The sequence below is a fragment of the Kineosphaera limosa NBRC 100340 genome (assembly GCF_000298215.1).
Lineage (GTDB): Bacteria > Actinomycetota > Actinomycetes > Actinomycetales > Dermatophilaceae > Kineosphaera > Kineosphaera limosa.
Genome location: NZ_BAHD01000021.1, coordinates 35,937 through 62,323, shown reverse-complemented (window position 1 = coordinate 62,323; position 26,387 = coordinate 35,937). Strand labels below are relative to the sequence as shown.

20 protein-coding genes are annotated in these 26,387 nt (G+C 70.8%); 12 read left to right on the top strand and 8 right to left on the bottom strand.

The window, feature by feature from the left end:
* The first annotated feature begins 238 nt into the window (after positions 1-238).
* The 3 genes from KILIM_RS07480 to KILIM_RS07470 all read left to right on the top strand — a co-directional run bounded on the left by KILIM_RS07480 (position 239) and on the right by KILIM_RS07470 (position 6,105).
* Entirely contained in the window at positions 239-1,111 is an 873-nt protein-coding gene (locus tag KILIM_RS07480) for a hypothetical protein (protein WP_006592048.1), read from the top strand.
* Positions 1,112-1,405: 294 nt separating this feature from the next.
* Entirely contained in the window at positions 1,406-5,314 is a 3,909-nt protein-coding gene (gene purL, locus KILIM_RS07475; protein ID WP_006592047.1) for a phosphoribosylformylglycinamidine synthase, read from the top strand.
* 41 nt (positions 5,315-5,355) lie between these two features.
* A complete protein-coding gene (locus KILIM_RS07470; protein ID WP_006592046.1) occupies positions 5,356-6,105 on the top strand; it encodes a carboxymuconolactone decarboxylase family protein in 750 nt (249 codons plus the stop codon).
* A 162-nt stretch (positions 6,106-6,267) separates the two neighbouring features.
* Here KILIM_RS07470 and KILIM_RS07465 read toward each other — a convergent pair whose 3' ends face one another.
* From KILIM_RS07465 to KILIM_RS07455, 3 genes are all read right to left on the bottom strand, one after another.
* Positions 6,268-7,038: an enoyl-CoA hydratase/isomerase family protein gene (locus tag KILIM_RS07465; RefSeq protein ID WP_006592045.1), complete on the bottom strand. Its 771-nt coding sequence runs from the start codon at positions 7,036-7,038 to the stop codon at positions 6,268-6,270.
* A 292-nt stretch (positions 7,039-7,330) separates the two neighbouring features.
* The gene (locus tag KILIM_RS07460; protein ID WP_051988688.1) at positions 7,331-7,966 is read right to left on the bottom strand and encodes a TetR/AcrR family transcriptional regulator; all 636 of its coding nucleotides are present in this window, start codon (positions 7,964-7,966) and stop codon (positions 7,331-7,333) included.
* A 30-nt stretch (positions 7,967-7,996) separates the two neighbouring features.
* Positions 7,997-9,235, bottom strand: a complete 1,239-nt coding sequence (locus KILIM_RS07455) for a cytochrome P450 (RefSeq protein ID WP_006592043.1) — start codon at positions 9,233-9,235, stop codon at positions 7,997-7,999.
* Between the two features lie 23 nt (positions 9,236-9,258).
* On the opposite strand from KILIM_RS07455, the gene KILIM_RS07450 reads away from it, so the two are divergent.
* Positions 9,259-9,516, top strand: coding sequence for a ferredoxin (locus KILIM_RS07450; RefSeq protein WP_157551577.1), 258 nt, complete (start codon positions 9,259-9,261; stop codon positions 9,514-9,516).
* A gap of 107 nt (positions 9,517-9,623) precedes the next feature.
* Positions 9,624-10,427: a TspO-related membrane protein gene (locus KILIM_RS07445; protein ID WP_006592041.1), complete on the top strand. Its 804-nt coding sequence runs from the start codon at positions 9,624-9,626 to the stop codon at positions 10,425-10,427.
* Positions 10,428-10,699: 272 nt separating this feature from the next.
* Here KILIM_RS07445 and KILIM_RS07440 read toward each other — a convergent pair whose 3' ends face one another.
* Positions 10,700-11,083: a DedA family protein gene (locus tag KILIM_RS07440; RefSeq protein ID WP_006592040.1), complete on the bottom strand. Its 384-nt coding sequence runs from the start codon at positions 11,081-11,083 to the stop codon at positions 10,700-10,702.
* A gap of 128 nt (positions 11,084-11,211) precedes the next feature.
* Here KILIM_RS07440 and KILIM_RS07435 point away from each other — a divergent pair, with 128 nt between their 5' ends.
* Complete coding sequence (locus KILIM_RS07435; RefSeq protein WP_006592039.1) at positions 11,212-12,162, top strand: NADP-dependent oxidoreductase; 951 nt, start codon at positions 11,212-11,214, stop codon at positions 12,160-12,162.
* A 161-nt stretch (positions 12,163-12,323) separates the two neighbouring features.
* A complete protein-coding gene (locus KILIM_RS07430) occupies positions 12,324-12,737 on the top strand; it encodes a cytochrome b5 domain-containing protein (RefSeq protein WP_040562573.1) in 414 nt (137 codons plus the stop codon).
* 151 nt (positions 12,738-12,888) lie between these two features.
* On the opposite strand, the gene KILIM_RS07425 is transcribed toward KILIM_RS07430, so the two are convergent.
* On the bottom strand, positions 12,889-15,075 hold the full coding sequence (locus KILIM_RS07425) for a malate synthase G (RefSeq protein WP_006592037.1): 2,187 nt from the start codon (positions 15,073-15,075) through the stop codon (positions 12,889-12,891).
* A 314-nt stretch (positions 15,076-15,389) separates the two neighbouring features.
* Between KILIM_RS07425 and KILIM_RS07420 the strand changes: the two genes are divergently transcribed.
* Genes KILIM_RS07420 through KILIM_RS07405 form a run of 4 tightly spaced genes read left to right on the top strand, consistent with a single transcriptional unit; the run spans position 15,390 to position 20,713 of the window.
* Positions 15,390-17,048, top strand: a complete 1,659-nt coding sequence (locus tag KILIM_RS07420; RefSeq protein WP_255247622.1) for an ABC transporter substrate-binding protein — start codon at positions 15,390-15,392, stop codon at positions 17,046-17,048.
* A gap of 7 nt (positions 17,049-17,055) precedes the next feature.
* Positions 17,056-18,090, top strand: coding sequence for an ABC transporter permease (locus KILIM_RS07415; protein ID WP_006592035.1), 1,035 nt, complete (start codon positions 17,056-17,058; stop codon positions 18,088-18,090).
* Positions 18,087-18,893 carry an ABC transporter permease gene (locus tag KILIM_RS07410; protein ID WP_006592034.1) on the top strand — a complete coding sequence of 269 codons (807 nt, stop codon included), beginning with the start codon at positions 18,087-18,089 and terminating at the stop codon, positions 18,891-18,893. Before KILIM_RS07415 ends, KILIM_RS07410 begins: the two co-directional genes overlap by 4 nt.
* Positions 18,893-20,713, top strand: a complete 1,821-nt coding sequence (locus KILIM_RS07405) for an ABC transporter ATP-binding protein (RefSeq protein ID WP_006592033.1) — start codon at positions 18,893-18,895, stop codon at positions 20,711-20,713. The genes KILIM_RS07410 and KILIM_RS07405 overlap by 1 nt, the downstream gene beginning before the upstream one ends.
* Positions 20,714-20,831: 118 nt before the next feature.
* On the opposite strand, the gene KILIM_RS07400 is transcribed toward KILIM_RS07405, so the two are convergent.
* The 3 genes from KILIM_RS07400 to KILIM_RS07390 form a co-directional block, all read right to left on the bottom strand.
* Entirely contained in the window at positions 20,832-21,281 is a 450-nt protein-coding gene (locus KILIM_RS07400) for a type II toxin-antitoxin system VapC family toxin (RefSeq protein WP_006592032.1), read from the bottom strand.
* Positions 21,278-21,505, bottom strand: coding sequence for a hypothetical protein (locus KILIM_RS07395; RefSeq protein ID WP_006592031.1), 228 nt, complete (start codon positions 21,503-21,505; stop codon positions 21,278-21,280). Before KILIM_RS07395 ends, KILIM_RS07400 begins: the two co-directional genes overlap by 4 nt.
* A 123-nt stretch (positions 21,506-21,628) precedes the next feature.
* Positions 21,629-22,936 carry a hypothetical protein gene (locus KILIM_RS07390; protein WP_085955993.1) on the bottom strand — a complete coding sequence of 436 codons (1,308 nt, stop codon included), beginning with the start codon at positions 22,934-22,936 and terminating at the stop codon, positions 21,629-21,631.
* Between the two features lie 194 nt (positions 22,937-23,130).
* On the opposite strand from KILIM_RS07390, the gene KILIM_RS07385 reads away from it, so the two are divergent.
* Positions 23,131-26,364 carry a DUF3604 domain-containing protein gene (locus tag KILIM_RS07385; protein ID WP_040562571.1) on the top strand — a complete coding sequence of 1,078 codons (3,234 nt, stop codon included), beginning with the start codon at positions 23,131-23,133 and terminating at the stop codon, positions 26,362-26,364.
* Positions 26,365-26,387 lie beyond the last annotated feature (23 nt).

Here is a 26,387-nt window from a genome sequence, read left to right as displayed (position 1 = left end):
GCCGGCGCACGCGGCGCCGGCGCACGCGGCGCCGGCGCACGCGGCTGGCGTGTCGTTATCCGGGCAGTTCGCGCCCGCTCTTCCCGAGTCGTCACTTCGAGGGTCGAGTCGTCACCCCGAACTGACCGATGGGGCACCAAAAGGACGACTCGGCACGGGGGAACTGACGACTCGGGCGACACATCGACGACTCGGCACCACCGCCTCCACGGCGAGCGGCCCCGACATCCGGCTGCCTGTGCAGAAGCCCTGCGTCGTCAACGCGGCCGGCGTCACCACGGGCGGTGCGCTGACGGAACTGCTCGTGACCCGCAGCCCATCCGGTGCCGCCAGAGCGACGCTGACCAAGCGCTATCCAGGCGCCGACCCCACACGCACCCTCCGGGCGTTGGGCCCGCTGACCTTCACCTGGGACGACGGCGCGGGCGGCACAACGCCCGACGGTGGCCTGGACGAGTGGAGCGGCCTCGCGCTGCGGGGCAACGCCCTGACCACCATGCGCTGGCAGATCACGCGCGGCGGCACCTCGCCGTCGATCAGCACCGAGCCGCACGGCACAGGGTGGGGCGCGATCACCCAACTCGTCGACTCCCCGCTGTACGACCCGGTCACGAAGGGCTGGTACGTCTACGGCCTGGCGCCGCGGCTGCGTGGCGGCGCCCTCGTGCGCTACCGCGTGGAGTTCGTCCCCACGCCGACGGCCCTGGAGATGCGAGTGCGCCCGGCGGGGTCAGTCTCCGGATTCGGCGCGGTGAAAGGCCTCACCCTCGTCGCCAGCGGCGTGAAGCGCGACGTGCTGCTGGCCAACACCTCGACCGGGCACCTCATCACGATCACCGTGCCTCGCACCAAGACCATGACCACCCGAACGACCCGGTTGCGCGACCGCACCTGGCAGGCGTTCGAGAGGCTCGTCGCCACCTCGTGCGGCGACCGGACGGTGCTCCTCGGCGTCGACGACGACACCGGCCGCGGCACCGTCTACGACCTCAGCCACATCTCCGGCTCCCGCGTCGCGATCACCCGCTGGCGCGGCTCGGTGCCCACTCGGGACCTGCGCCTCATCGCGCCGCTGCGGGGAATGGACTACGAGCCCGCGCGCGGTGCCTGAGCCGCCAACCGCCCCATCGACTCGCTGTACTGGGCCCCGCGAACGGGTGGACGAGGTCCACACTCTCCCGACGTCGGCGCTCGGCGAGCAGATTGGCGAGCTGCGTAACTGGCAGAAGCCGGCGTTGGCAGCCGCCGTGTCGCACGCCTTCGATCTCAGCTGGTGACGGCTGACCCGACGCCGGGCGACGCCGGGCGCCCCGGCTCGCGCTCGCGATCCGGCGGGGCTCAACGGCTGACTGCGGTCGCGTAGCCTGAGACGCGATTCCGGCCGCTCCCCAGGAGACACCACGCCATGTCAGCGCACGAGTTCACCTCGACCGTCGTCCCTGGCGGCAACGCCCTCTCCGACTTTCGCGCCGCCGCGTTGCTGCGCCGCCTCCAGCAGGCCGCGCCGCAGGTCAGCGCGGTGCAGGCGCGCTACGTGCACTGGGTCGCCTCGCAGCAGCCGCTGTCGGAGGAGGTCGCGGCGGCGTTGACCCGCATCCTCACCTACGGCGAACCGTACGAAGGAGGGGAGGCGGACGCGCTCGTCGTCGTCGCCCCCCGGCTCGGCACGATCAGCCCGTGGGCCAGCAAGGCCACCGACATCGTGCACAACTGCGGCATCGACATCCACCGCGTCGAGCGAGTCACCGAATACCGTTTGACCGCAAGTGAACTCACCGACGAGCAGTGGGCGGCCTGCGCCGCGATCCTGCACGACCGGATGACCCAGACGGTGCTGCCCACCCGCGAGGCCGCCGCCGCCCTCTTCGCCGAGCGCGAGGCCGAGCCGATGGAGCACGTCAACGTGCTGGCCCGCGGCCGCGAGGCGCTTCTCGAGGCCGACACCGCGTACGGCCTGGCCCTCTCACCCGACGAGATCGATTACCTCGTCGAGGCGTTCACCGGCCTGGGCCGCAACCCCACCGACGTCGAGCTGATGATGTTCGCGCAGGCCAACTCCGAGCACTGCCGCCACAAGATCTTCAACGCCGACTTCGTCATCGACGGCGACGTGCAGCCCGCGAGCCTCTTCGGCATGATCCGGCACACCGAGGCCGTGGCCGGCGGCCCGGAGAACGGCACGGTCGTGGCATACAAGGACAACGCCTCGATCATGGCCGGCGGCCGCATCGACCGCTGGCTGCCGCAGGGCGGGGAGCACGGCCACGCCGGGCCCAGCCGGTACGCGCTGCGCTCCGACGACGTGCACGTGCTCATGAAGGTCGAGACGCACAACCACCCGACGGCGATCAGCCCGTTCCCCGGAGCGGCGACCGGCGCCGGCGGCGAGATCCGCGACGAGGGTGCCACCGGCCGCGGTTCGGCACCTAAGGCGGGCCTGACCGGCTTCGTCGTCTCCAACCTGCACCTGCCCGGCACCGCCGAGCCGTGGGAGACCGACCCCTACGGCGCCCCCGAGCACATCGCCTCCCCGCTCGACATCATGCTCGAGGCCCCCATCGGTGCCGCCGCGTTCAACAACGAGTTCGGCCGCCCCGGGCTCGGCGGGTTCTTCCGCGTGTACGAGCAGACCGTCGACGGCGTGCGCCGCGGCTACCACAAGCCGATCATGAGCGCCGGCGGGCTCGGCTCGATCAGCGCCTCCCAGACCGAGAAGGTGCTGTTCGGAGAGGGGTCGCTGCTCATCCAGCTCGGCGGCCCCGGCATGCGCATCGGCATGGGTGGCGGCGCGGCCAGCTCGATGGCCGCGGGCGTCAACGCGGCCGAGCTCGACTTCGACTCCGTGCAACGCGGCAACCCCGAGATGCAGCGGCGCGCGCAGGAGGTCATCAACCACTGCGTGGCGCTCGGCTCGGCGAACCCGATCCTGTCGATCCACGACGTCGGCGCCGGGGGCCTGTCCAACGCCTTCCCCGAGCTCGTCGACGGGGCCGAGCTGGGCGCCCGGTTCGCGCTGTCGGCGGTGCCGCTGGAGGAGTCCGGTCTGGCGCCCAAGGAGGCCTGGTGCAACGAGAGCCAGGAGCGGTACGTGCTGGCCATCGCGCCGGAGTCGCTCGCGGAATTCACCGCCCTGTGTGAGCGCGAACGCTGCCCGTTCGCCGTCGTCGGGGTCGCCCGCGCCGACGGCCAGTTGGTGCTGACGCCCGAGCCGTTGGCTGAGGACGCCGCCGACCTGCCGATCGACATGCCGATGGAGGTGCTGCTCGGCAAGCCGCCGCGGATGACCCGCGACGTGCACCGCATCGCCCGCTCCAGCTCCGACCTCGACGTGGACGGGATTGACGACGCGGGCCTGCGCGACGCGGCCTACGCGGTGCTGCGCCACCCGAGCGTCGCCTCCAAGCGGTTCCTCGTGACGATCGCCGACCGCACGGTCGGCGGGCTCAGCCACCGCGACCAGATGGTCGGCCCGTGGCAGGTGCCGGTCGCGGATGTCGCGGTGACGCTCAGCGACCACGTCGGCCTCGCCGGTCAGGCGATGGCCAGCGGCGAGCGGATGCCGTTGGCGGCCATCGACGCTCCGGCGTCCGGGCGCATGGCGGTGGGGGAGGCGCTGACGAACCTGCTCGCCGCCCCGGTCACCCTGGGCGGGGTCAAGCTCTCGTGCAACTGGATGGCCGCCTGCGGTGAGCCGGGTGAGGACGCCGCGCTCTACGACACCGTGCACGCCGTCGCGATGGAGCTGTGCCCGGCGCTGGGCATCTCGGTGCCGGTCGGCAAGGACTCCCTGTCGATGCGCACCCGCTGGAGCGACCCCGACTCGGGGGAGGCCAAGCAGGTGACGTCGCCGGTGTCGCTGGTCGTCTCGGCGTTCGCGTCGCTGCCGGACGTGCGCGGCACGTGGACCCCGCAGCTGCGGCCGGATTCCGCGCTGCTGCTCGTCGACCTCGGCGCGGGCCGCGACCGTCTCGGCGGGTCGATCCTGGCCCAGACGCGCGGTGAGTTCGGTGGTGCGACACCGGATCTGGACGACGTCTCCCGCCTGGTGCAGCTCGCGGACGCGCTGACGGTGCTGCGCGACCACGACCTGGTGACCGCCTACCACGACCGCTCCGACGGGGGCCTGTGGGCGACCCTGTGCGAGCTGGCCTTCGCGGGTTCGGTGGGCCTGAACGCGCAGGTCGACTCGGTCTCCGCGCTGTTCGCCGAGGAGCTGGGCGTCGTGCTCGGGGTGCCGGCCGACCGGGCCGCCGAGGCGCAGCAGGTGCTAGCCGACCACGGGCTGGGCGAGGTGACGCGGCGCATCGGTGGGACCAGCGACGAGCGGCGGGTGCGGGTGCGGGTCGGCGAGCTGACCCTGCAGGAGCCGGTGCGTGACCTGGCGCAGGCGTGGGACGAGGTCTCGTGGCGCATCGCGACGCTGCGCGACAACCCGGAGTGCGCGCAGCAGGAGCACGACGGCGTCGGCGCCGACGACGACCCGGGGCTGGAGGTGTACACGACCTTCGACCCGGTCGACGACATCGCGGCGCCGTACCTGTGGAGCGGGGCACGGCCGAAGGTGGCCATCCTGCGCGAACAGGGCGTCAACTCCCACGTCGAGACGGCGTTCGCGTTCGACCGCGCGGGCTTCGAGGCGATCGACGTGCACATGACCGACCTGCAGTCCGGGCGCTTCGACCTCTCCCAGGCGGCCGGGCTCGTGGCGTGCGGCGGCTTCTCCTATGGCGACACCCTCGGCGCCGGAGAGGGTTGGGCCCGCTCGGTGCTCTTCAATCCGGCTCTCACGGAGGCGTTCTCGGAGTTCTTCGCGCGGCCCGACACGTTCGGGCTGGGCATCTGCAACGGCTGCCAGATGTTCGCGGCGCTGGCCGACCTCATCCCGGGCGCGCAGGCGTGGCCGCGTTTCACGCGAAACCTTTCCGAGCAGTACGAGGCGCGGCTCAGCCTGGTCGAGGTGCTGGAGAGCCCGTCGATCTTCTTCACCGGCATGGCGGGCTCGCGCATCCCGATCGCCGTGGCCCACGGCGAGGGCCGCGCCGACTTCGCGGCCCGCGGCGACGAGCAGACGGTGCTGCGGGCGGCGCGCTACCTCGACAACCACGGCCGGGTCGCCACCACGTACCCGGCCAACCCGAACGGCTCCCCCGACGGGCTGACCGCCGTGACGACCCCCGACGGCCGGTTCACCGCGATGATGCCGCACCCCGAGCGCGTGCAACGCAACGCCCAACTGTCGTGGACCAGCGGGCCGGTCGACGCCGAAAGCCCCTGGCTGCGGATGTTCCGCAACGCCCGAGTCTGGGTGGGCTGACACTGCGGCGGCTACGCGATGAGCCGCAGACTGAGGAGGCAGTGTTGGACCGAATCGAACGTAGCGAGCAGGTGTACGCGCGACTGTTCGGCGCGCGCGATCCGGGCGCGCACGAGGACGACCCGGAGCTCATGGAGATGCTCCGCGGACTGATCTTCGGGGACGTCTTCGCGTTGGGTGACCTCGACGATGCGACGCGGGAGCTGCTGACCATCGTGCTGCTGGCGACGCAGCAGACGCTGCCGCAGCTGCGGGCACATACGGGGGCGGCGCTGAACGTCGGCCTCCCCCCGGTGCGGGTGCGCGAGGCCATCTACCAGTGCGCGCCGTTCATCGGGTTTCCCAAGACGCTCAACGCGCTCGCTGTCGTCAACGAGGTGTTCCGCGACCGCGGCATCGAGCTGCCGCTGCCCCCGCAAGCGACGGTGTCGCCGGCGGAGCGCTACGAGGCCGGGCGCGCCCAGCAGGAGCCGCTCTACGGCACGGCGATGCGCGACAACCTGGCCGACCTGCCCGGCGAGTTCGCCGAGGCCGTGCCGCGGCTGCTCACCGAGTTCGGCTTCGGTGACCTCTACACGCGGACGGGTCTGGCCGTCGCAACGCGGGAACTGCTCGTGCTCGGCGTCCTCGTCGCCCTGGGTGACACACCCGCGCAGTTGCGCTCCCACGCTCTCGGCAACCTGCGCGTCGGCACGAGCAAGGAGACTCTCGTCGCCGCTATCGTCCACGCCTTTCCCTACGTCGGGTTTCCCCGCGCCGTCAACGCCCTACGCATCGTCAAAGACCTCTGAACCGGGCTGCGCTCCCTCGCCGACGAATCCCCGAACGGTTCGGGCAGACGTAGCGGATTCTTGACGTACTCGCGCTGACCGGCCCACGGCGTGCACGACGCTGACCTGCAGGGAAGCGACGAGCGTAGTTGGCGCGGCGCTCCGGAGTACGTCGAGAATCCGCTACGTCCGCCGTGAAAGGCTGGATGACGCCGGCCAGTGGGGCGGGCGGCGGGAGAGGAAGGCGTCGACGCCTTCGCGCGCGTCGGCGGAGGCTCGGGCGGCGGTCTTGGCGCGGTGGGTGGCTGCCCAGTCGGTGTCGTCGTGGCGGGCGGTGACGGCGCGCATGGCACTCATCGACTCGGCGGTCGCGACGGGGGAGCGCGCCGCGATCTCGTGGGCCAGCCGCAGGCCGACCGGGAGCGCCTCGCCGTCGGGGGCCAGCCGATTGACCAGCCCGAGCGCGTAGGCACGTTCCGCGCTCAGCGAAGCGCCGGTCAGCAGCAACTCGGTACCGACGTTGCGCGGCAGCGCGGTCAGCGCCCGGAACAGCCCGCCGCATTCGGCGACCAGCCCGAGTCCCGTTTCTGGCAAGGAGAATGTCGCCGACTGCCCGGCGACGACGAGCGTGCATGCCAACACGATCTCCATCCCGCCGCCGGCCGCCACACCCTCGACCGCCGCGATGACCGGCTTGGTCAGCGTGCGCCCCGCGATGCCGTACGGGCCGCCCCGCGGCGTCGGGTCGCCGGCCCACTGAGCCAGGTCCGTGCCCGCGCAGAACCCCTGGCCAGCGCCAGTCAGCACCGCGCAGCGCAGCGAGGCCTCGTCCTCCAACAGGTTCAGCGCTGCGTCGAGGCCCGCGGTCATCTGGGCGTTCATCGCGTTGCGCTTATCCGGCCGGTCCAGCGTCACCACCAGGATCGGGCCGTCTCGCCGTGTCGTCACCGGCATCGTGTCCTCCTGACTCGCTGGCCGCGCAACCGCGGTCTCGCAGCGCCAGGTTGGCGCTGCCGGGGCCACGACGGCCGCCTCGCGAACTGCAAGCCTGACCACCGGGAGCCGAGCGCGACGCCATCTGGGCCAAAGATAGTGTTCGCTTTTGCTCACCGGACCGCGCAAAAGCGAACACTATCTTTTCCAGGTAGCCCGCTCTCCACGCTGACCCCCGGGTCCGGCACCGGCAGCAACCCACGGGGCCCCGAGAGCCGCAGCGGAAACCAGCCGGGACCCACGGCAGAGCGCGTTACCGATGCGGGGCCAGGAGCACTCCGGTCAGGGCGTCGACGAGTGCCTCACCCACCGGCTCCCAATCCACGGGCCGGCCCAAGGCGTCCGCGTCGGCCTCCTGCTCGGCGCACGTGTGCACGACGAGCAGCCGCATCATCTGCAGCCGGAGCGTGACGACCGGTCCGGGTAGCGGCGGAGCGAACGACCACATGGCCGTGCCGCCCTCCGCGTGGGCCGCAACGATTCCTTCATGCCAGCCGACGGTCGGGCCGTGCACCGGGTCTGCCAGTACTTGCGCGATGAACCGGGCCGCCCAACACGGGCTGCCCAGTGCGGCCAGGTGGCGCGTGTAGGGCAGCACGAGCGCCGCCACGTGGTCGCGCGCGTGCCGCGAGTCGCGTGCGGCCGCGACGAGCTCGACCGTGCCGGCGGACACCGCCTCGGCGTGCCCACGGCAGATCGTGCGCACAAGGTCGTCCTTGCTGCCGACGTGATAGGCCACCGCCGAGTTGTTCGCCTGCCCCGCCTCCTGGGCGACCAGCCGGTTCGACACGTGCGCCAAACCGCGCTGGGCGTAGAGCCGTTCGGCCGTCGTCAACAGCAACTCGCGCGTCGACTCCGCGCGCGCGGCCCCCGACCGCGCCGGCCTCACCACGGCACCGGCCTCAGCATCGCACCGGCCTCACCATCGCACCGGCACCGACTCCAGTCCGCCGACCAGCAGCCCCTCGCGCCGACGCAACTCGTCGGCGGGCACCGCGAGCGCCAGCGTCGGCAGCCGCTCCAGCAGCACCGACAGGACGGTCTGCAACTCCACGCGCGCCAGCGTTTGCCCCAGGCACGAGTGCGCGCCGACCCCGAACGAGATGTGCGGATTGGGAGAGCGGTCGAGCACCATCTCGTCGGCCCGCTCGAAGACCTGCTCGTCGCGGTTGGCCGACGCCATGACGGACCACACGATCGTGTCGGCCGGGACGGGCGTGCCCGCCACGTCGATCGGCTCGTCGACCTGCCGCGACAAGGCGAACCCCAGGTTGGCGTCGAACCGCAGCGACTCCTCTACCGCGGTGCGCACCAGGCTCGGGTCGGCCACCAGGGCCTCCCACCGGGAGCGGTCCGCCAGCAGCATCGAGACCATCTTGCCGATCATGTTGGCCGTCGTCTCGTGCCCCGCGATGAGCAACGCCATGCCGGTCATGACCAGCTCGAACTCGGTCATCTCCCCCTCCGGGCTGTCGGCGCCCTGCACCAATGCGGTCAGCAGGTCGTCGCCGGGGTTCTCTCGCCGGTCCCGCACGTGCCCCTCGATGTAGGCGTACAGCTCCATGCCCGCGCCGAGCATCTCGTCGCGGCTGTACAGCGAGACGTTCAGGATGCGGTCGCTCCAGCCCGAGAACCGGTCCCGATCCGCCGCCGGCACCCCGAGCAGGTCGCAGATGACGAACACCGGCAGCGGAAACCCCAGCGCCGGGGTCAGATTCGCGGTTTCACCGGCGGGTGTCGTGGCCACCATGGCGTCGATGAGTTCGTGGGTCGTGCGCTCGATGCCCGGCTGCAATGCCCGCACTCGCTTGACCGTGAACGTGCGCCCCAGAATGCGTCGCCAGTGCAGGTGCCGCTCGCCACCGGCGAACATGTCGCTCCCGGCCGCGAGCAGGGTGTCGTCCCCGCCCGCGCCGGCCGGGTCGCCGGTCATCGAGCCTCGTTCGAACCGCGGATCCGCGAGCATCGCCTTGACGTCCGCATAGCGGGTCAGCGCCACGCCCTCCGCTCCGTTGGCGGCCCGCACATGCGCCACCGGGCAGCCGGACCGCAACTGCGCCCACTGCTGCGGGGCCCCCAGCGCGCTCGGCGGCTCGAACGGAAAGTCCAGGGGTGTGTCGGAGCGAGTGTCTGGGCTGGTCGTCGGTGCGTCGGTCATGCGGATCGTTCCTCCCGTTGCCGATGGCTGGCTTGGGAGTAACGTTAAGTCACGTGACTGAAGATGCAACCGGAGGCAGTGTCGTGCGTATCGAAGCGAACCCAGCTGTGTGCATCGGGGCCGGTCAGTGCGTGATGACCGCCCCTGACGTCTTCGATCAGCGCGACGAGGACGCGGTCGTCGTCGTCCGGCAGCCCCGGCCCGGGCCCGCGGACGAAGCAGCGGCCAGGGAGGCCGTCGGCCTCTGCCCATCGGGTGCGCTCAGCCTGCGGGAGGAGTGAGCCGGTGAGATGAGGTCGCCGTCGCGCCGGCGTGGTGACGGACGCTCCGACCTGGGCTGCCGCGCCTCCCCTCGATTCGCCCGGCCCGATCAGGCAGGATTGCCGACATGTCACTAGCGCCAGACCGTGTGATGCGCTCCCGGCAGATCTTCGTGACGATCGCCGCGGTCTTCTGCGCCGTCGGCACTCTCGTCGGCTTCGGCGTCATCGGCACGCGGGTCGAGGAGTCGGCCGGCGGCAACCTCGCCGCCGACGCCACGCTCATCGCCCCCGCTGGCACCGCCTTCTCCATCTGGAGCGTCATCTACCTCGGGCTGCTCGCCTACACGCTGCGGCAATGGTGGACGCCCGCGGCCGACACCCCCCGGCATCGCGTGACCGCCGGGCTCGCGGCCATCTCGATGGTGCTCAACGCGCTCTGGCTGCTGGTCACCCAGGCCGGCTGGCTCGAAGTCAGCGTCGTCGTCATCGTCGCGCTGCTGCTCGTGCTCGGGCTCCTGCTCGGGCGGCTGCACGACCGTCCCGGAGACGGGTGGGTCGAGTGGGTCGTCGTCGACGGCACCTTCGGTCTGTACCTGGGTTGGGTGTGCGTCGCCGTGTGCGCCAATATCGCCGCTGCTCTCGTGGCGCGTGGCGTGCCCGCGACCGGCTGGCCGTCGGTGGCCGCGACCCTCATCGTGCTGCTCGTGGTCATCGGCGTCGGGGCGCTGGTCACGGACGCCTACCCCGGCAACTACTTCGTCGGAGTCGGCATCACCTGGGGTCTGGTCTGGGTGGGCGTCGGCCGAATGACCGACGAGCCGCGCTCCCTCATCGTCGGCGTCGTTGCCCTCTTCGCGGCCGCCACCGTGCTCGCCATGACCTGGCGCTCGGCCCGGCCGGCCAAGCGACCCATCCCGGTACCCGAGTGAGTGTCCGCGAGTAATACGAGCGCGACGCCCGCGAACCGTGGGGCGCCCGGGACTGAGGCCAGCGCGCGCGCGATGGCGGCGGTCGAGTCGTCAGTTTGGGGTGCCAGTGGTCAGTTCCTGCCAGCCGAGTCGTCACTTTGGGGCCCGAGTCGTCAGTTCACCGTGACGTTTCGCCCGCGCAAGTGACGACTGGTCCGCGCGGGCGGTGCGCGTGGGCAGGAAACCAGCAAGTGGCGCACCGACGGGAGACACGCACCGCGGGCGCGGGGAGGCTAGGCGCCGAACAGGGTGCGCAGGGCCAGCACGATCATGGCACCCAGGGCGGAGTAGATGGTGGCCCAGATCAGGGACCCGACGATGACGCCCGGAACATAGCGCCGCAGCGGCATGCGCATGGCCCCGGCGGTCGCGTTGATCGCGGTCTGCAACCCGATCGTGGCGAACGACAGCGCGACCGCACCGGCTCCCCAGCGGGCGACGAGTCGCTCCGCGCGGGCCATCAGCTGCCCGTCCAGCCGCAACCGCGCGCTGCCCGACCGGGCGGCTCCGGCGCGCAACCCGCGACCGATCCAGAACGTGGCGTTGCCGCGGATCATCGCGATGACGAACAGGGTCGCGAAGGCGGCAGCCAGCGGCAGCTGGTTGATCCGCTCCATCACCGCTGCTGCGGCGCGGACGTCGACACCCTCCCGCTCACCGATTCACCTCCCCACGTCTGGTTAGGCAAGCCTAAAGCGCCGATCTGAGTGTCACCTGGCGCGCGCGGTGCGGCAGACTCGGGGCCATGCGAGCCGTAGAGATCGACCGCTTCGGCGGCGTCGAAGAACTGCACATCGTCGAGGATCGGCAGCAGCCGAGCCCAGCAGAGGGCGAGGTTCTGGTCGAGGTGACCGGCGCGGGGGTCAATCCCATCGACTACAAGATCCGCGACGGCTCCTCGGGGGTCGCCCAGAAGCTCACCGAGGCCGACTTCCCGCTGGTGCTCGGCCGCGAGGGAGCTGGTGTGGTGGCCGAACTGGGTCCCGGCGTCACCGACCTGGAGGTCGGCCAGCGGGTGTTCGGGATGGCGCCGATGGGGCACCCGGGCGGCTGGTACGCGCAGTACGTGGTGCAGCCCGCGAGCGCGCTGGCCCCCTCGCCCGAGGGTGTCGCCGACGAGATCCTCGCCGGCAGCGCTCTCGCCGGCATCACCGCCTGGACCGCCGTGCACGATCTGGGCCAGGTGCGCGCCGACGACATCGTGCTCGTCCACGGCGCCGGAGGCGGAGTCGGCCAGTTCGTCGTGCAGCTGTGCCTGGCCGCCGGCGCAGGCGTGTACGCCGTCGCCTCCCCGCGCCACCGCGAGCGTCTCGAGAGCTACGGCGCCCACTACGTCGACTACACCAGTGAGGACTTCACGCAGGTCACGCCCTCGCCGACGCTGATCGTCGACGGCGTCTACTTCGGCACCTACGAGCCGTCGATGGACCATCTGGCGCCGGGTGGGCGCATCGTCATGCTGCCGACCCTGGCCGACCTGACCCCGGCCAAGGAGCGCGGCATCGAGATCAGCGTCCCCGCCATCGCGCCGGACCGCGAGCGGCTCTGCGCCCTGGCCCAGCAGATCGCCGACGGTGCCCTGCATGTGCTCATCTCCGAGGTCGTTCCGCTGGCGCAGGTGGCCCGCGCCCACGAGATCGTCGAGACCGGGCACACCCAGGGCAAGGTCGTGCTCGACGTGGATCTGGAGTCCTGAGGCGCCCCGACCCGTACGCCTCGCCCGCCGGCCGGGCGCGGCGTGCGTTCGAGCAACCTTGTCGTGCAGGTCGACTCGCGAATCAGCGGCACTCGATCGAGACTGGAGGCGCAGCCCGGATGGCACCCCCTGATGACACCCCGACTGAAAGCAGGAACCTCGTGAAGCGCGTTCTGACGACCCTGGCCGCATGCACGTTCGCCGTGGCGACGCTCGCCGGCTGCGGCAGCGACGACGGGCAGGAGGCGGCGGCCAGCCCCACGACACCGGCCGCCACGGCCACGACACCCGCGCAGACCGACGGCGCGCACACCGACGACGCGCAGACCGAAGGGTCCCAGAGCTTCACGATGGCCCAGGTCGCCGAGCACAACACCGCCTCATCGTGCTGGACGGCGATCGAGGGCGAGGTCTACGACGTCACCAACTGGATCTCGCAGCATCCGGGCGGACCCGACAAGATCCAGGGCCTGTGTGGCACCGACGGCACAGCCACCTTCCAGGGCCAGCACAGCGACGCGCCCAACCCCAACGAGCGGCTGGCCACCTTCAAGATCGGCACGCTGGAAGGCTGACGCCCCGCGCCGACCCCCACCGTTGCGCCTGCTGCCGACGGGCGCGGTTGCAACCTCACCCGTCGGCAGCAAGCGCGACCGTCGTCGGCCCGGGAGGGGGCGGCAGCCAGGGCTGTCGGCCGGGAGGGGGCGGCAGCCAGGGGCGCCGCGCTCAGCCCAGGCGCCCCTTGAGCCGCGCCCGCCACTCGTGCAGCAGCGGCTCGGTGTACCCCGACGGCTGGTTGGTGCCGTCGAAGGCCAGCGCCCGGGCGGCGGTGAAGGCCTCCCCGTCGAAGCCGGGCGCCATCGGCAAATATGAGGGGTCGCCGGCGTTCTGCTCGTCGACCTTGAGCGCCATTGCGCGGAAGGCGTCCTCGACCAGGTAGGGGCTGACGACCCCGTGGTGCAGCCAGTTGGCGATGTGCTGGCTGGAGATGCGGCAGGTCGCGCGGTCTTCCATGAGCGCAGTGCCGTGGATGTCGGGCACCTTGGAGCAGCCGACGCCGGCGTTGACCCAGCGCACGACGTAGCCGAGGATGCCCTGCGCGTTGTTCTCGACCTCGTCGCGGCGGTCCGCCTCGCTGCAGCCGGCGGGGTCGCCGACGGGGATCGTCAGTAGTTGCCGCAGCGTCGAGCGCCGCACCCCGCCGCCGGCCTGCAACGCCCGCTGCACCTCGAAGACGTCGACCTGGTGGTAGTGCAGCGCGTGCAGGGTCGCGGCGGTCGGAGAGGGCACCCACGCCGTGTTGGCCCCGGACTTCGGATGGCCGATCTTCGTCTTGAGCATCGCCGCCATCTCGTCCGGAGCCGCCCACATGCCCTTGCCGATCTGCGCCTTGCCGGGCAGGCCGCACTCCAGGCCGATGTCGACGTTCTGGTCCTCGTAGGCGGTGATCCAGTCCGAGCTCTTCATGTCGCCCTTGCGGACCATCGGGCCGGCGAGCATCGAGGTGTGCATCTCGTCGCCGGTGCGGTCCAGAAAGCCGGTGTTGATGAAGACCAGTCGCCGCGCCGCCTCCGCGATGCACGCCTTGAGGTTGGCCGACGTGCGCCGCTCCTCGTCCATGATGCCGACCTTGATGGTGTCCGGCTCCAGGCCCAGCACCTGCTCGACCCGGCCGAACAGCTGGACCGTCAGCGCGACCTCCTGCGGGCCGTGCTGTTTGGGCTTGACGACGTAGATGGAGCCGGTGCGCGAGTTGCCGCCGGCGCGCTCGCCGCGCACGTCGTGCACGCTGCCCAGGCCCGCGACCAGCGCGTCGAGGAAGCCCTCGGAGACGGGGTTGCCGTCGGCGTCGAGCACCGCGTCGGTGTCCATGAGGTGGCCCACCTGGCGGATGAAGAGCATCGCCCGACCCGGCAGCGTCAGGGTCGAGCCGTCGGGCGCGGTGTACGTGCGGTCCTGGTTGAGCGCCCGCGTGAACGTCGTGCCGCCCTTGCTGACCTGCGTCGACAGGGTGCCTTGCATGAGTTGCAGCCAGTTGCGGTAACCGGCGGTCTTGTCGGCGGCGTCGACCGCGGCCACCGAATCCTCCATGTCCATGATCGTCGTCGTGGCCGACTCCAGCACGATGTCTTGCACCCCGGCGTTGTCGCCGCGCCCGGTCGCGCCCTCGCGGTCGATGACCAGCTCGACGTGCAGGCCGTGGTGCACGAGCAGGATCGCGGTGGGCGCGTCGGGCGCACCGGTGTACCCGGCGAACAGTGACGGGTCGGCCAGGCGCGCGACATCCGATCCGTGCGCGATCACCAGCCCGTCGCCGTCGACCGCGTACCCGGTGGCCTCGGCATGCGTCCCGGAGGTGAGAGGGAAGTGCGCGTCGAGCAGCTCGCGGCCGCGCCGGATCACCTCGGCCCCGCGAGCCTTGTTGTAGCCCTCACCGAGAGTCAACTCGCCCTCCATGCTGATGGCGTCGGTGCCGTAGAGCGCGTCGTAGAGCGAGCCCCAGCGGGCGTTAGCGGCGTTGGTGGCGAAGCGCGCGTTGCTGATCGGCACGACGAGCTGCGGCCCCGGCTGGGCGGCGATCTCGGTGTCGACGTTCTGCGTGGTGACGGTCACCGACTCCGGCTCGGGCACCAGGTAGCCGATCTCGCGCAGGAAGCCCTCGTAGGCGGCCTGGTCCCAGCCCTGATCGGCCGGGCCGCCGTTGGTGCGGTGGTAGTCGTCGATGCGCTCCTGCAGCTCGTCGCGGTGGGCCAGCAGGTCGCGGCGGCGCGGGCCGAGGTCGGCGAAGATCGACTGGGCGCCGGCCCAGAAGGCCTCCTCCTCGACGCCGCTGCCGGGCAGCGCCTCGTCGCGGACAAAGTCGTATAGCTCCTGGGCGACACTGAGGTCGCCGACCTGCACCCGTGACGTCATGGACTCGCATCTCCCATCCGGCGCCGACACAGCACCTCAACTTCCACATTACGGAAGTAAAAGTCTACCCTACGGAAGCGGTTGCTGTCGCGGGGGCGACGGTCGATCGCGAGAAGCCCCGGCGTGGCGGAGACGGTGGTCTCGGTTGGGTAACAGGCACGTCCCTTTCGTCGGGTCCGGGTAGTTGTCGGTGGCAGTCTCCGGGCACACGCACCGGAGCGAGCCGATCCGTTCGGCGGTTCCGGGGTGGTCGACGTCCGGGCCCTGACCGGAGGACTCGTCGGCTGCCGCGCAACACCTAAGGGGATCCGGTGGTGAGTCGATGGCGAACGAACCCACGCGCTCCTGACCCGCTCGCGTCGAGTGGCTGGGGCGGCGGGCGCAGGGCGCAGGGCCCGGACCTGAGCTGGGCCAACCCCGACCTGACCCGACGGCAGGCGCTGCGCCTCGGCGCGGTGGGCGTGGCGGGCCTGGCTGGGCTCACAGCCATGAGCGGCTGCGCGGCGGTGCCCGCTCCGGCTCCGGTCGACGCTCCGAAGGTGCGGGGCGGCGTCTACAGCCACGGCGCCACGGGCGGCGGTCTGCGCGACACCCTCGACCCGCACTTTCCGGTGACCAACCCCGACATCGCCCGCGTCTTCCAGCTTTACGAGCCGCTGCTGCGCTGGAACAACGAGTACGTCGTCGAGCCGTCGCTGGCCGAGAGCGTCGAGCACAGCGACGACGCGCTGACCTGGACCGTGCGGCTGCGCCAGGGCGTGGAGTTCCACAACGGCAAGACGGTGACCGCGCAGGACGTGCTGCACACCCTCGCGGTCGTCACCGATCCGGAGAAGACCTCCCCGGGTGGCACGCAGCTGGCCGAGGTGCTCGACCTGGGCAACTCCGCGATCGTGGATCCGCGCACCATCCGGCTCCAGCTCAAGACGCCCTACGCGATCCTCGATCAGCTGCTCGCCGAGTACACCGTCGGAGTGATCCCCACCGACTTCGACCTGGCCCATCCGGTCGGCACCGGCCCCTTCCGCGTACAGCGGTTCGTGCCGGGGCAGCTCTCGCACTTCGAGCGCTTCGACAACTACTGGGAGCAGCCCGCCTACGTCGACGAGCTGTTCATCTACAACTTCGCCGACGACGCCGCGAAGGTCAACGCGCTGCTCGCGGGGCAGGTGCAGAGCATCGACAACCTGCCGACCTACCTGGCCGAAGGCATCGGGCAGCAGGGCGCGACCGCGTTGATCGCCGAGTCGGGAGCCTGGACGCCGTTCACGATGCGGGTCGACGTCGCTCCGTTCAACGACGTGCGGGTGCGTCAGGCCATGCGCCTCATCGTCGACCGCCAGCAGATGATCGACCAGGCCCTCAACGGCTACGGCACCCTCGGCAACGACCTCTACGCGCCGTTCGACCCCGGCTACGCCCACGACCTGCCGCAGCGAACCCGCGACGTCGACCAGGCCCGCTCCCTGCTGCGCGCCGCCGGCCACGAGAACCTGCAGGTCGAGCTCACGACTTCCAGCGGCATCGGTGGCGGCGCCGTCGAATCGGCCAACCTGTTCGTCGAGCAGGCCCGCGGTGCCGGGGTGCAGGTGCGGCTGAGCCGGGTCGACCCCAACACCTTCTACGGCGACCAGTACCTGTCGTGGGTCTTCGCTCAGGACTTCTGGAACACCCGCAACTACCTGCCGCAGACCGCCAACTCCTCCTTGCCCACGGCGCCGTACAACGAGACCCACTTCGACGATCCGGAGTTCAACGACCTCATCCGGCGCGCGGGCGCGGAGACCGACGAGACCCGCCGCAACGAGCTGCAACGCCAGGCGCAGCAGATCGAGTTCGACCGCGGCGGCTTCATCATCTGGGGCTTCCGCAACCAGGTCGACGCCTACTCCAACCTGACCACCGGCCTGAAGCCGCACCGCTACATGGCGTGCGACGCGTTCGGCTTCAAACACGTCTCCTTCGTCTCGTGAGGCAGCGATGAGCGACACCTCGACCGCCGCGATGGCGACCCTGCCCGACCCGAACGAGCGGCGCCGGCCCACTGCCGCCAACTGGGCCCTGTGGCTCGCGCGGCGCCTGGTGCTGGCGCTGGGCACCCTGTGGCTGTGCTCCCTCGTCGTCTACCTGGCCACCGCGGCCCTCGGCGACCCGGTGCGCGCCATCCTCGGCCGCGACTACGAGACGAGCCCGGAGCGGGTGGCGGCGATCGAGGCCCAGCTGCGCCTCGATGAGCCGGTCCTGACGCGCTACTTCGCCTGGCTCGGTGACCTGCTCACCGGCAACCTCGGGCTTTCCGTCGTCAACCAGACCCCCGTCGGCGAGCTCATCGGCGACCGGGTGCTCAACTCCGCCGTGCTGGTGCTGCTGGCCGCCGCCGTCATGATTCCGCTGGCCATCATCATCGCGATGATCTCCGCCAACTACCGCGGCCGCCGCGCGGACAGCGTCATCCAGATCATCCTGCTCACCCTGGCCGGGCTGCCCGAGTTCGTCGTCGGCATCCTGCTCGTCGCGTTGTTCTCCACGACCGTGCTGCACGTGCTGCCCGCGGTGACGATCGCCGGAGGCGGTGCGCCCCCCTGGAGCAATCCGGCCTCGATGATCCTGCCGGTGCTCACCCTGGTCATCGCCGTCGCGCCGTACGTCTCGCGGATCGTGCGCGCCTCCCTGCTCGAGGTGCTCGACTCCGACTACGTCGAGTTGGCCAGGCTCAAGGGCGTGCCGGAGGCGATCGTCATGCGCCGGCATGCGCTGCGCAACGCGATCGTGCCCGGCATCCAGGTCATCGCGTTGCAGTTCGCGTGGCTGGCCGGCGGCATCGTCATCGTGGAGTACCTGTTTGCCTATCCGGGCATCGGCGCCAGCCTCGTCGACGCGGTGCGCAACAGCGACTTCCCGGTCGTCCAGGCGCTGGCGATGGTCATCGCCGCCGTCTACGTCGGGGTGAACCTCATCGCCGACGTGCTCTCGATCCTGTTCAACCCGCGCGCGAGGACGGCGATCTCCGGATGAGTGCATACCTTCGCTCCGGCCGGCTCGTCGTCGGGCTGGCGATCACGCTGGCGGTCACGCTGCTGGCGATCGTCGGGCCGTGGCTCGCGCCGCACGGCGAATACGACATCGTCGGGCGGCCGTTCACCGACCCGACCCTCTTCGGCACCGACTACCTCGGGCAGGACGTGCTCTCCCGGGTGCTCGCCGGGGGCCGATCGATTCTGCTCATCTCGCTGCTGGCGACCGTGCTCGGGATGGGGATCGGCATCCTCATCGGCGTCGTCTGCGCCTACGCCGGCGGCTGGCTCGACGAGGTGCTCATGCGCCTCAACGACGTGGCGCTGGCGTTCCCGCAGATCCTGCTGGCGCTGCTCGTGCTCTCGGCCGTCGACCAACCGGCGGCCTGGATGATCGTGTTGATCGTCGGCCTGAGCCACGCCCCGCGCGTGGCCCGGGTGGCCCGCGGGGTCGCCTTGAGCATCGTGCCGCGCGACTTCGTGACCTCGGCCGAGGCGCTGGGGGAGTCGCGGCTGCGGGTCGTCCTTTTCGAGGTGCTGCCGAACATGGGCGCGCCGTTGCTCGCGGAGGCCGGCCTGCGCCTGACGTACTCCATCGGGATGGTCGCCGGCATCGGCTTCCTCGGTTTCTCCACCAACCCCGGTGCTGCCGACTGGGGGCAGATGATCAACGAGAACCGGCTGGCGCTGCTCGTGCAGCCGTGGGCCGTGCTGCTGCCGGTCATCATCATCGGCATCTTCACGATCGGCACCAACCTGCTCGCCGACGGCGTCACGCAGGTCGCCGCGAAGGGAGGCCAGTGATGGCCGCAGAGGCAGTCCCGCAGACTCCGGACGGCTCGGACAGCCCGGACGGCGGTGTCGTCGTCACCGGCCTGCGGGTCGCGCTGACCGGCCGCGAGACGCGCGGCATCGACGTGGTCGACAACATCGATCTGGTGTTACGCCCCGGCGAGATCGTCGGGCTGGTCGGCGAATCCGGCTCCGGTAAGACGACCATCGGCACGGCGCTGCTGGCCTACGCGCGGGCCGGGGCCGTCATCGACGGCGGCACGGTCGTGCTCGGGGGCCGCGACATCCTGGCCTTGGATGTGCGCGGGGTGCGGGCGATGCGCGGGCACGAGGTCGCCTACATGCCGCAGGATCCGGCGTCGGCGCTGAATCCGGCGATCCGCATCGGCCGTCAGCTCGTGGAGTACCTGGAGTTGCGCGGCGAGGGGACGGCTGCGGAGCGGCTCGACCGCGCGCGGGCCGGGCTGCGGGAGGTCGGGCTGCCCGACGACGACGAGTTTCTCGCCCGCTATCCCCACCAACTCTCCGGCGGTCAGGTGCAGCGGGTGGCGCTGGCCATGGCGTTCCTGCCCCGCCCCAAGGTGCTCGTGCTGGACGAGCCGACGACCGGCCTCGACGTCACGACTCAGGGCTTGGTGCTGCGCACCGTCAAAGACTTGTGTGCGACCTACGGGGTGGCGGCGCTGTACGTGACGCACGACCTCGCAGTGGTCGCCAACCTCGCCGACCGCGTGGCCGTCATGTACGCCGGGCAGATCGCCGAGATCGGCACGGGCGACGAGATCTTCCGGGACCCCCGGCATCCGTACACGCGGGCGCTGCTCGACGCGATCCCGCACCTCAGCTCGGCGCGGGCGCTGCGGGGCATTCCCGGCAGCACCCCGGGGCCGGGCCGCCGCCCCGCGGGCTGCCGCTTTCACACGCGCTGCGCGTTCGCCGACGCCACATGTGAAGAGCGGGACTGGGGTTCGGTCGAGGTGGCGCCGGGGCACTGGGTGCGCTGCATCCACCTGGACCGCATGCCGAGCTGGAGCATCGATTCCGGCGACATCGCCGACACCGACCCGGAGCACGCCCGCGAGATCATCCTGTCCGTCGAACACCTCGACGTGTTCTACGGGCGCAAGCAGGTGGTTTTCGACGTCAACTTCGACCTCGCCCGCAGTGAGGTGCTGGCGTTCGTCGGTGAGTCCGGCTCCGGCAAGACGACCTCGTCGCGGGCAATCGCCGGGCTGACCAAGGAGTGGAAGGGCACCGTGCTGCTCGACGGTGAGCGGTTGAAGCGGGGGGCCCGGCAGCGCAGCGCGACAGACCGCAAGCGGATCCAGTACATCTTCCAGAACCCGTACCTGTCGCTGAACCCGCGGTTGACGATCGAGCAGATCGTCAAACGCCCGATGGAGCTGTTCGGCCTGGCCAAGGGCCGCGCGGCGACGGACCGGGTCGTAGAACTCCTGGAGGCGGTCGCGCTCGGCCCGACCGTGCTGCAGTACCGCACGAGCCGCCTTTCCGGAGGCGAGCGCCAACGTGTCGCCATCGCCCGCGCCCTGGCCGCTGAGCCCGAGGTGCTGGTGTGCGACGAGATCACCTCGGCGCTGGACGTCTCGGTGCAGGGCTCGATCGTCGACATGCTGGGCCGCCTCAAGAACGAACGCGGCATCTCCATGCTGTTCGTCACCCACAACCTGGCGCTCGTGCGCTCCATCGCCGACCGCGTTCAGGTGCTGCAACGCGGCCGAGTCGTCGAACAGGGCTTCGTCGTCGATGTCATGGAGAACCCCCAGCAGGAGTACACCCGCACCCTCCTGACCAACACCCCGACTCTGCGCTGACCGACACGCCGCCCCACCCCACCTCCACCCGCCGATAGTCATTCTTTGCGGCCAGCTGCAGAGATATGGCTCTGCCTGTCGCCCCGTTCCGTGCATGTCGGGAGCGTAAGTCGCGGGATCAGCGGCCCGCAGGACGCTCCGGTCGAATCTCCGGAAGCAGCGTGAATGCATCGATGTGGCGTGGCCGCACGACCGTGAAGTGACGCCGGTCGAGAGTAGCGACTTCGCGCAGTCCGAGACGCTCCGCTAAGGCGATGATCGAGGCGTCGGTGGTTCCCAGAGGAAGGTCCGCGTACTGGTCCACCAGCTCGGCGATTCGCTCATAGTCCTCGTCGTCAAATTGACCTCCGACGAAGTCGCGACGTGCCAGGGCACGGATGAACGCGGATTCGGCGCGAACTCCGCCGTTCTTCTCCAGCAGGAAGCCAGTCTCCGCGACCACGGTGGGTGGCACGATCATGGTGCGACCGGCCAGGCGAAGGCTGGTGAAGAGGTCGACACACTCTCGGTGTTCCGGCTGGTTCGTTATTGCGGCCGCGACGAGCGCGCCCGTGTCGACCAAGATCACCGCGAGTCGCGGCCGAACCCGTAGGCGGCGAGGTGCTGATCTGGATCCTGAGCTAGATCTTCGGGGAGGTCGTCATTCTGGATGACGCCGAAGAACTCCGGAGGCCAGCGGTCGGAGGCGGCGGGAGTGACCAGCCGTCGTCGCACGTCAGCGATGACCAGTGCCACCTGTTCATCGGGCAACTCGTCAACCAGATCGTGCAACGTGTGCCGGTCGGCGCTCATGAAGTCGATGTTAACGTCCCCGCCTCACCCCGCCGATAGTCATAGGTTGCGGCGAGCTGCAGAGAAATTGCTCTGCATGTCGCCTCGGTTCTGTGCCTGTCGGCGGGGCAAGAGGGGCCGGCGTCAGTGGCTGTGGCCGGCGTGGTCGTCGGCGCCTTCAGCGGCACCGGTAACGACAGCCATCTCGACGGCGGGTGAGTCGAGGGTGTGCCGGGCGACGACCTCGCGCTTCTCCAGGTCGACGACGACAAGTTGCTTGTGCTGCGCGTCTGTGACATAGGCGCGGTCGCCGGCGACCTTGAGGATCGGGCCGGGCTCCTGCCACTTGTCCTTCTCCTGCCATTCGCCGATCGCCGGGATGCGGGCCGCCACGGTGGCCTTGTCCTGGTCGAGGACCGTGAGGTTGCCGTCGTAGGTCAGCACCAGCCCCTCGCCGTGCGGGCCGCGGCCCAGCGACCGGAACCAGTACGACGATCCGAGCTCCACGGTCCGCAAAGAATCCTTGTGGGTGTCGACGAGCGCGACTCGGGTCGGCCGCTCGGGCTTGGCCTCCTTGTCGGTTTTGTAGTCGGTGAGGACGACCGGGGAGGTTGGTGAGCCGGCGGCGTTACCGGTGCGCGCGTACGCCTCCTTGACCGCGATCTTGTGGAATGCCATGTCGCGGAAGACGACCGGCCCGTCCTCGCAGCCGAAGAAGACGACCGGAGCGCCGTTCGCAGGCTTGGCGGTCGCCTCCCCGTGCACTCCGGCGCAGTCGTCGGTCTTGGCGGCGACCCGGTCGCCGGCCTTGAGCTCGATGGTCTTGCGTGCATCGGCTGCGCCCTGGGTCGTCAGCAGCCCCTGGCCGCCGAGCCACACCGCAACTCCGTGGTGCGGGGCATCGGCCGTCCGTCGCTCCACGTTGGCGCCGGGCTTGGCGATCTCGTCGGTGGCGACCAGCTGGATCGACCCGTCACCGTCGCCGAACAGCGCGGTCTGGCCGGAGTGAGGCACGACGTGGCCGGCCTTCTTCGCCGCATACGTCACCTCCGTCAGACCCGGGTTGTAGGTGTACGCCTGGTCGTGATCCCCGTGCGCCTTGAGTTCGATTCCGGCGTCGTACACCCGGAACACGTCCCCGTCCGCGACCACGACGTGGCGCCCGTCGCCGGCGTCGGACAGTCGCAGGAAATCGGTCGAGGCGTGGGTGTGCACGGTGTCGCCGCTCTCCGCGTCGAGCAGGCGCAGGCCGGAGGCGTCCGCGAGCAGCACCCGCGGGGTGACGCTGGGCACCTCCTTCTCCCCGGAGCCCGCCGGCGGCGTGCTCGTGGCCGGCGCCTCCGGACTGGAGGCCGAGGAGTCGGGCGCCTGGCCGCAGGCGGCGATCAGGGACAGGGAGGCGAGCGAGATCGCGGGAAGCAGGAGTGGGGATCGCAGGCGTGAGGTGTTCATGGCCGTCATCTAATCATAATGATTCTGATTCTCACTCGCAGGTTGATCGACGCGAAGCCGCCACCAGCGCGCCGGCCCTCGGCTGACATCCCCTCGCCGACCTGCAGAGAACGCGGCGACCTGCCGAGCGGCAACTCTGAAGGTCCCCAGAGAGTGCGACTTTCGGCGGGAGGGAGAGGGGCTAGCCTTCGCGAATGAGCGCAGAGCCAGGTCACCACCACGGGCACGCACACGGGTGCTCGGCCGACCATCACACTGGCGAGTACACGGCCCAGCAGCGAGCGGACCTCGACCTGGTGCTTGCGTTCAACCACCGCCTGGCCGACGCGATCAACGCGTGCATCGACACCGCGCCGACGGTGGCCAGCCTCGACCCGGATCCCTTGCGGTACATGTGGGTCGACGAGGGTGCCGGGCTCATCCCGGCCCAGATCGCGCTCGCCGAGCGGGTTCTGGAGCAGGCGCAACCGCTGCCCGGCCACACCCGCACGGCCGCGGCCCCCGTGCCGAGCGGCCACGCAGCCCGACCGAGCATCGCCACCGGCCGCAGCCGGACGGTCTTGGCCTGGATCGAATGGGTGGAGGGCGAGGGAGACCGGCTCGTCGCCCGACTCGACGACCAGGCCCCGGAGCCGGTGATCCCGGACATCGCGGACGTCTTCCGCCCCACGGCTGCCGTCGCCGGTGACGGCACCGCATGGGTCTTCTTCGGCCGCCGCGACGGCCTGGAGGTCGCCGTCTGGGCGTCCGCGCACGACGGCGCGGCGTGGGGCCGGCCGCAACAGATCAGCACCAGCGACGGGCCGTCGTTCAACCAGGAGGTCGTCACCCACCCCGACGGCTCCCTGGAGGTCGTGTGGCAGGGGCGGCAGCCCGGCGCGGCCGACGGCCGGTTCGGCATCTTTTCCCGGCGGCTCGGCGAGTCCGGCTGGAGTGAAACCGTGCTGGTCAGCGAGGGCGCCGAGGGCAACGTGTGGGATCCGGCCGTCACGCCGACCGCCGACGGGTCGGCCTACGCCTGGGCCCAATACGTGCAGGGTCGCTACGCCGTTTCGCTGCGCCGCCGCAGTGGTTCAGGTGCCGGCCGGCTCGGCCCCGTGCACGTTTTGACCGGCGGCACCGACTACGCGCTGCACCCCAGCCTGGCCGCGACCGCCGACGGTCGGCTGTGGTGCGCATTTGACGTCATCACGGTCACGGGTCACGGAGCCAGCGGCCCCACTCGACTCAAGCGGCGACCCGACGCGGCCGCCGACCCCACCGCATCCCAAGACGGCATGCGCGCACCGGGCGCCTCCGTCCCGCCGGAGCTGTTGCCCGAGGTCAGCGCCACCTTCCGTGTCGTCGCGGTGGACGAGACCGAACACGGGGTGCAGTTGCGAGAGGCGCCGGGCGAGCTCGCTCCGAGCGTGAATGTCGTGCCCTCGGCGATGCCGCGGCTGGTCGCGACCCCCGACGGCGGACTCGTCGTCGGCTATCGCGTGCACCGGCAACTGCCGCTCATGACCTACTACTGGGAGGCCGCGGCGCAAGTGCTCGGCCCGGCCGGCTGGGAGCCGCCGGTCACGATCGGCGGCACCGACGCGACGCTGGAGGAGCCCTCGCTGGCCGTGGCCGCGGACGGCTCGGTACTGCTGGCCACCCAGGGCGACGGCCGCCTCGACCGGGCGCTGCACTGGACCGAGGGCTTCGGCGGGCGCGAGTGCCCCTACCTGGCCGATCACCACGGCTCCGTCATCTGGCACGGAGTGCACGGGGCCGGGCAGGTCATGCTCGCCCAGGTCTCGACCAGCGGTCCCGCGTGCGACGTCGCCAGCACCGTCGTCACCGGCGGGGAGGTCGTCTCGGCCGGCCGCGTCGAGTCGCGCCGCTGGTTTGGCGCCGACCGCTCCGTCGAGCGCTACACGGCAGGTGATTACACACTGTTCTGGGGAGATCTGCATCGGCATTCGCTGGTCAGCCGCTGCACGTCCGGCGACGAGCCGTCGCTCGAGGACTTCTACCGGTACGCCTGGGACGTCTGCGAATACGACTTCTGGGCGGTCACCGACCACGCCGAGAACTCGACGGCCTACCAGTGGTGGAGCATCCAGAAGATCGCCGACCTGTTGCACGTGCCGGGCCGGTTCGTGCCGCTCTACGGCTTCGAGTGGACCTCGGCCGCGCGCGGGCACCAGAACGTCATCTACGGCGACGTCGCCCGCGGCGCCCCGATCTTCTCTGCGTTCGCCGACGGCACCGACGACCCGGCGGGCCTGTGGGCGGGACTGGCCGAACATCCGAACTTCCCGGCCATCACCATCCCGCACCACCCCGGCTCCGCGATGGTGCACAACGACTGGGACTTCCACGACCCCCGCTTCAGCCGGCTCGTCGAGGTCTTCCAGGCGTGCCGCGGCAACTACGAGTCGATCAACTGCTTCCGCCAGTACAGCGACGGCACCGCCGCCGGCACCTTCACCCTCGACGGGCTGATGCGGGGCCACCGCTTCGGCCTCATCGCCTCCTCCGACCACGGCCACGGCGCCAGCTACGTCGGCGTCTTCGCCCGGAGCCTGAGCCGCGCCGACATCTTCGACGCCCTCTGGCAGCGGCGAACGTTCGCCGCGACGACGCGCGACGTGGTGCTCGACCTACGTCTGACCGGTCGGGGGGAGCGGCCGGCGCAGCTCATGGGCTCGGAGGTGCGGCTCGCCGCGGGTGAGCCGCGCACCTACGCCGCGCACGGGCAGGCCTACGCGCCGATAGCCCGCGTCGACCTCATCCGCGACGGCGTTGTCGTGCACAGCGTGCGCGCGCCCCGCGACCTGCCGCCGGGTTGGGTGCGCGCGGACTTCCGCATCGAGTGGGGCGAGGCGGACGTGACGACGACCTGGGACGGCTCGCTGACGGTGACCGCCGACGCGGGGATCGTCGTGCCGGAGTTCGTCGGCCCGGAGGTCACCCATATCTCACGGAACAGTGTGCGATGGGAGCATCAGACGTTCAGCTTCGGGGAGCCGTACGGTGCCCAGCGCGGCTGCGTCGAGGTCAGCATCGTCGGCCCACGATCGGGGGGAGTGCGAGTGCGCACGAACGGCCGCGACGTGCGCCTGACCCTGGGTGCCATCGTCGACAGCCTCGCCGCCGGCGGCCAGAGCCTTGACCCGGCCGACGCCGACCACGAGACCCTTGGCACCCTGCGCCTGCAGCCCAGCATCGGCGCGCTGGAGTCCCTCGAGCGCACCGAGCTAGACCTCACCTGGACCGACGAGACTCCCCTCGACCGCCCGTCCTTCACCTACGCCCGACTCATCCTCGAAGACGGCGAGATGGCCTGGACCTCCCCCATCTGGGTCGACCCCGCCGGCATAGACCCCGACCTGCCACCCGCCCCGCCCGACCAGCCCACCGACGCCGTCGGCGACGCCATCACCTACGACATCTAGCGCCCACATTCATCGCTCGGCAA

Coding starts and splice junctions, on each gene's coding strand:
- purL (WP_006592047.1), top strand. CDS start 1,406: ATGTCAGCGCACGAGTTCACCTCGACCGTCGTCCCTGGCGGCAACGCC.
- KILIM_RS07465 (WP_006592045.1), bottom strand. CDS start 7,038: ATGCCGGTGACGACACGGCGAGACGGCCCGATCCTGGTGGTGACGCTG.
- KILIM_RS07455 (WP_006592043.1), bottom strand. CDS start 9,235: ATGACCGACGCACCGACGACCAGCCCAGACACTCGCTCCGACACACCC.
- KILIM_RS07450 (WP_157551577.1), top strand. CDS start 9,259: ATGGCTGGCTTGGGAGTAACGTTAAGTCACGTGACTGAAGATGCAACC.
- KILIM_RS07445 (WP_006592041.1), top strand. CDS start 9,624: ATGTCACTAGCGCCAGACCGTGTGATGCGCTCCCGGCAGATCTTCGTG.
- KILIM_RS07440 (WP_006592040.1), bottom strand. CDS start 11,083: ATGGAGCGGATCAACCAGCTGCCGCTGGCTGCCGCCTTCGCGACCCTG.
- KILIM_RS07435 (WP_006592039.1), top strand. CDS start 11,212: ATGCGAGCCGTAGAGATCGACCGCTTCGGCGGCGTCGAAGAACTGCAC.
- KILIM_RS07425 (WP_006592037.1), bottom strand. CDS start 15,075: ATGACGTCACGGGTGCAGGTCGGCGACCTCAGTGTCGCCCAGGAGCTA.
- KILIM_RS07415 (WP_006592035.1), top strand. CDS start 17,056: ATGAGCGACACCTCGACCGCCGCGATGGCGACCCTGCCCGACCCGAAC.
- KILIM_RS07410 (WP_006592034.1), top strand. CDS start 18,087: ATGAGTGCATACCTTCGCTCCGGCCGGCTCGTCGTCGGGCTGGCGATC.
- KILIM_RS07405 (WP_006592033.1), top strand. CDS start 18,893: ATGGCCGCAGAGGCAGTCCCGCAGACTCCGGACGGCTCGGACAGCCCG.
- KILIM_RS07395 (WP_006592031.1), bottom strand. CDS start 21,505: ATGAGCGCCGACCGGCACACGTTGCACGATCTGGTTGACGAGTTGCCC.
- KILIM_RS07390 (WP_085955993.1), bottom strand. CDS start 22,936: ATGAACACCTCACGCCTGCGATCCCCACTCCTGCTTCCCGCGATCTCG.
- KILIM_RS07385 (WP_040562571.1), top strand. CDS start 23,131: ATGAGCGCAGAGCCAGGTCACCACCACGGGCACGCACACGGGTGCTCG.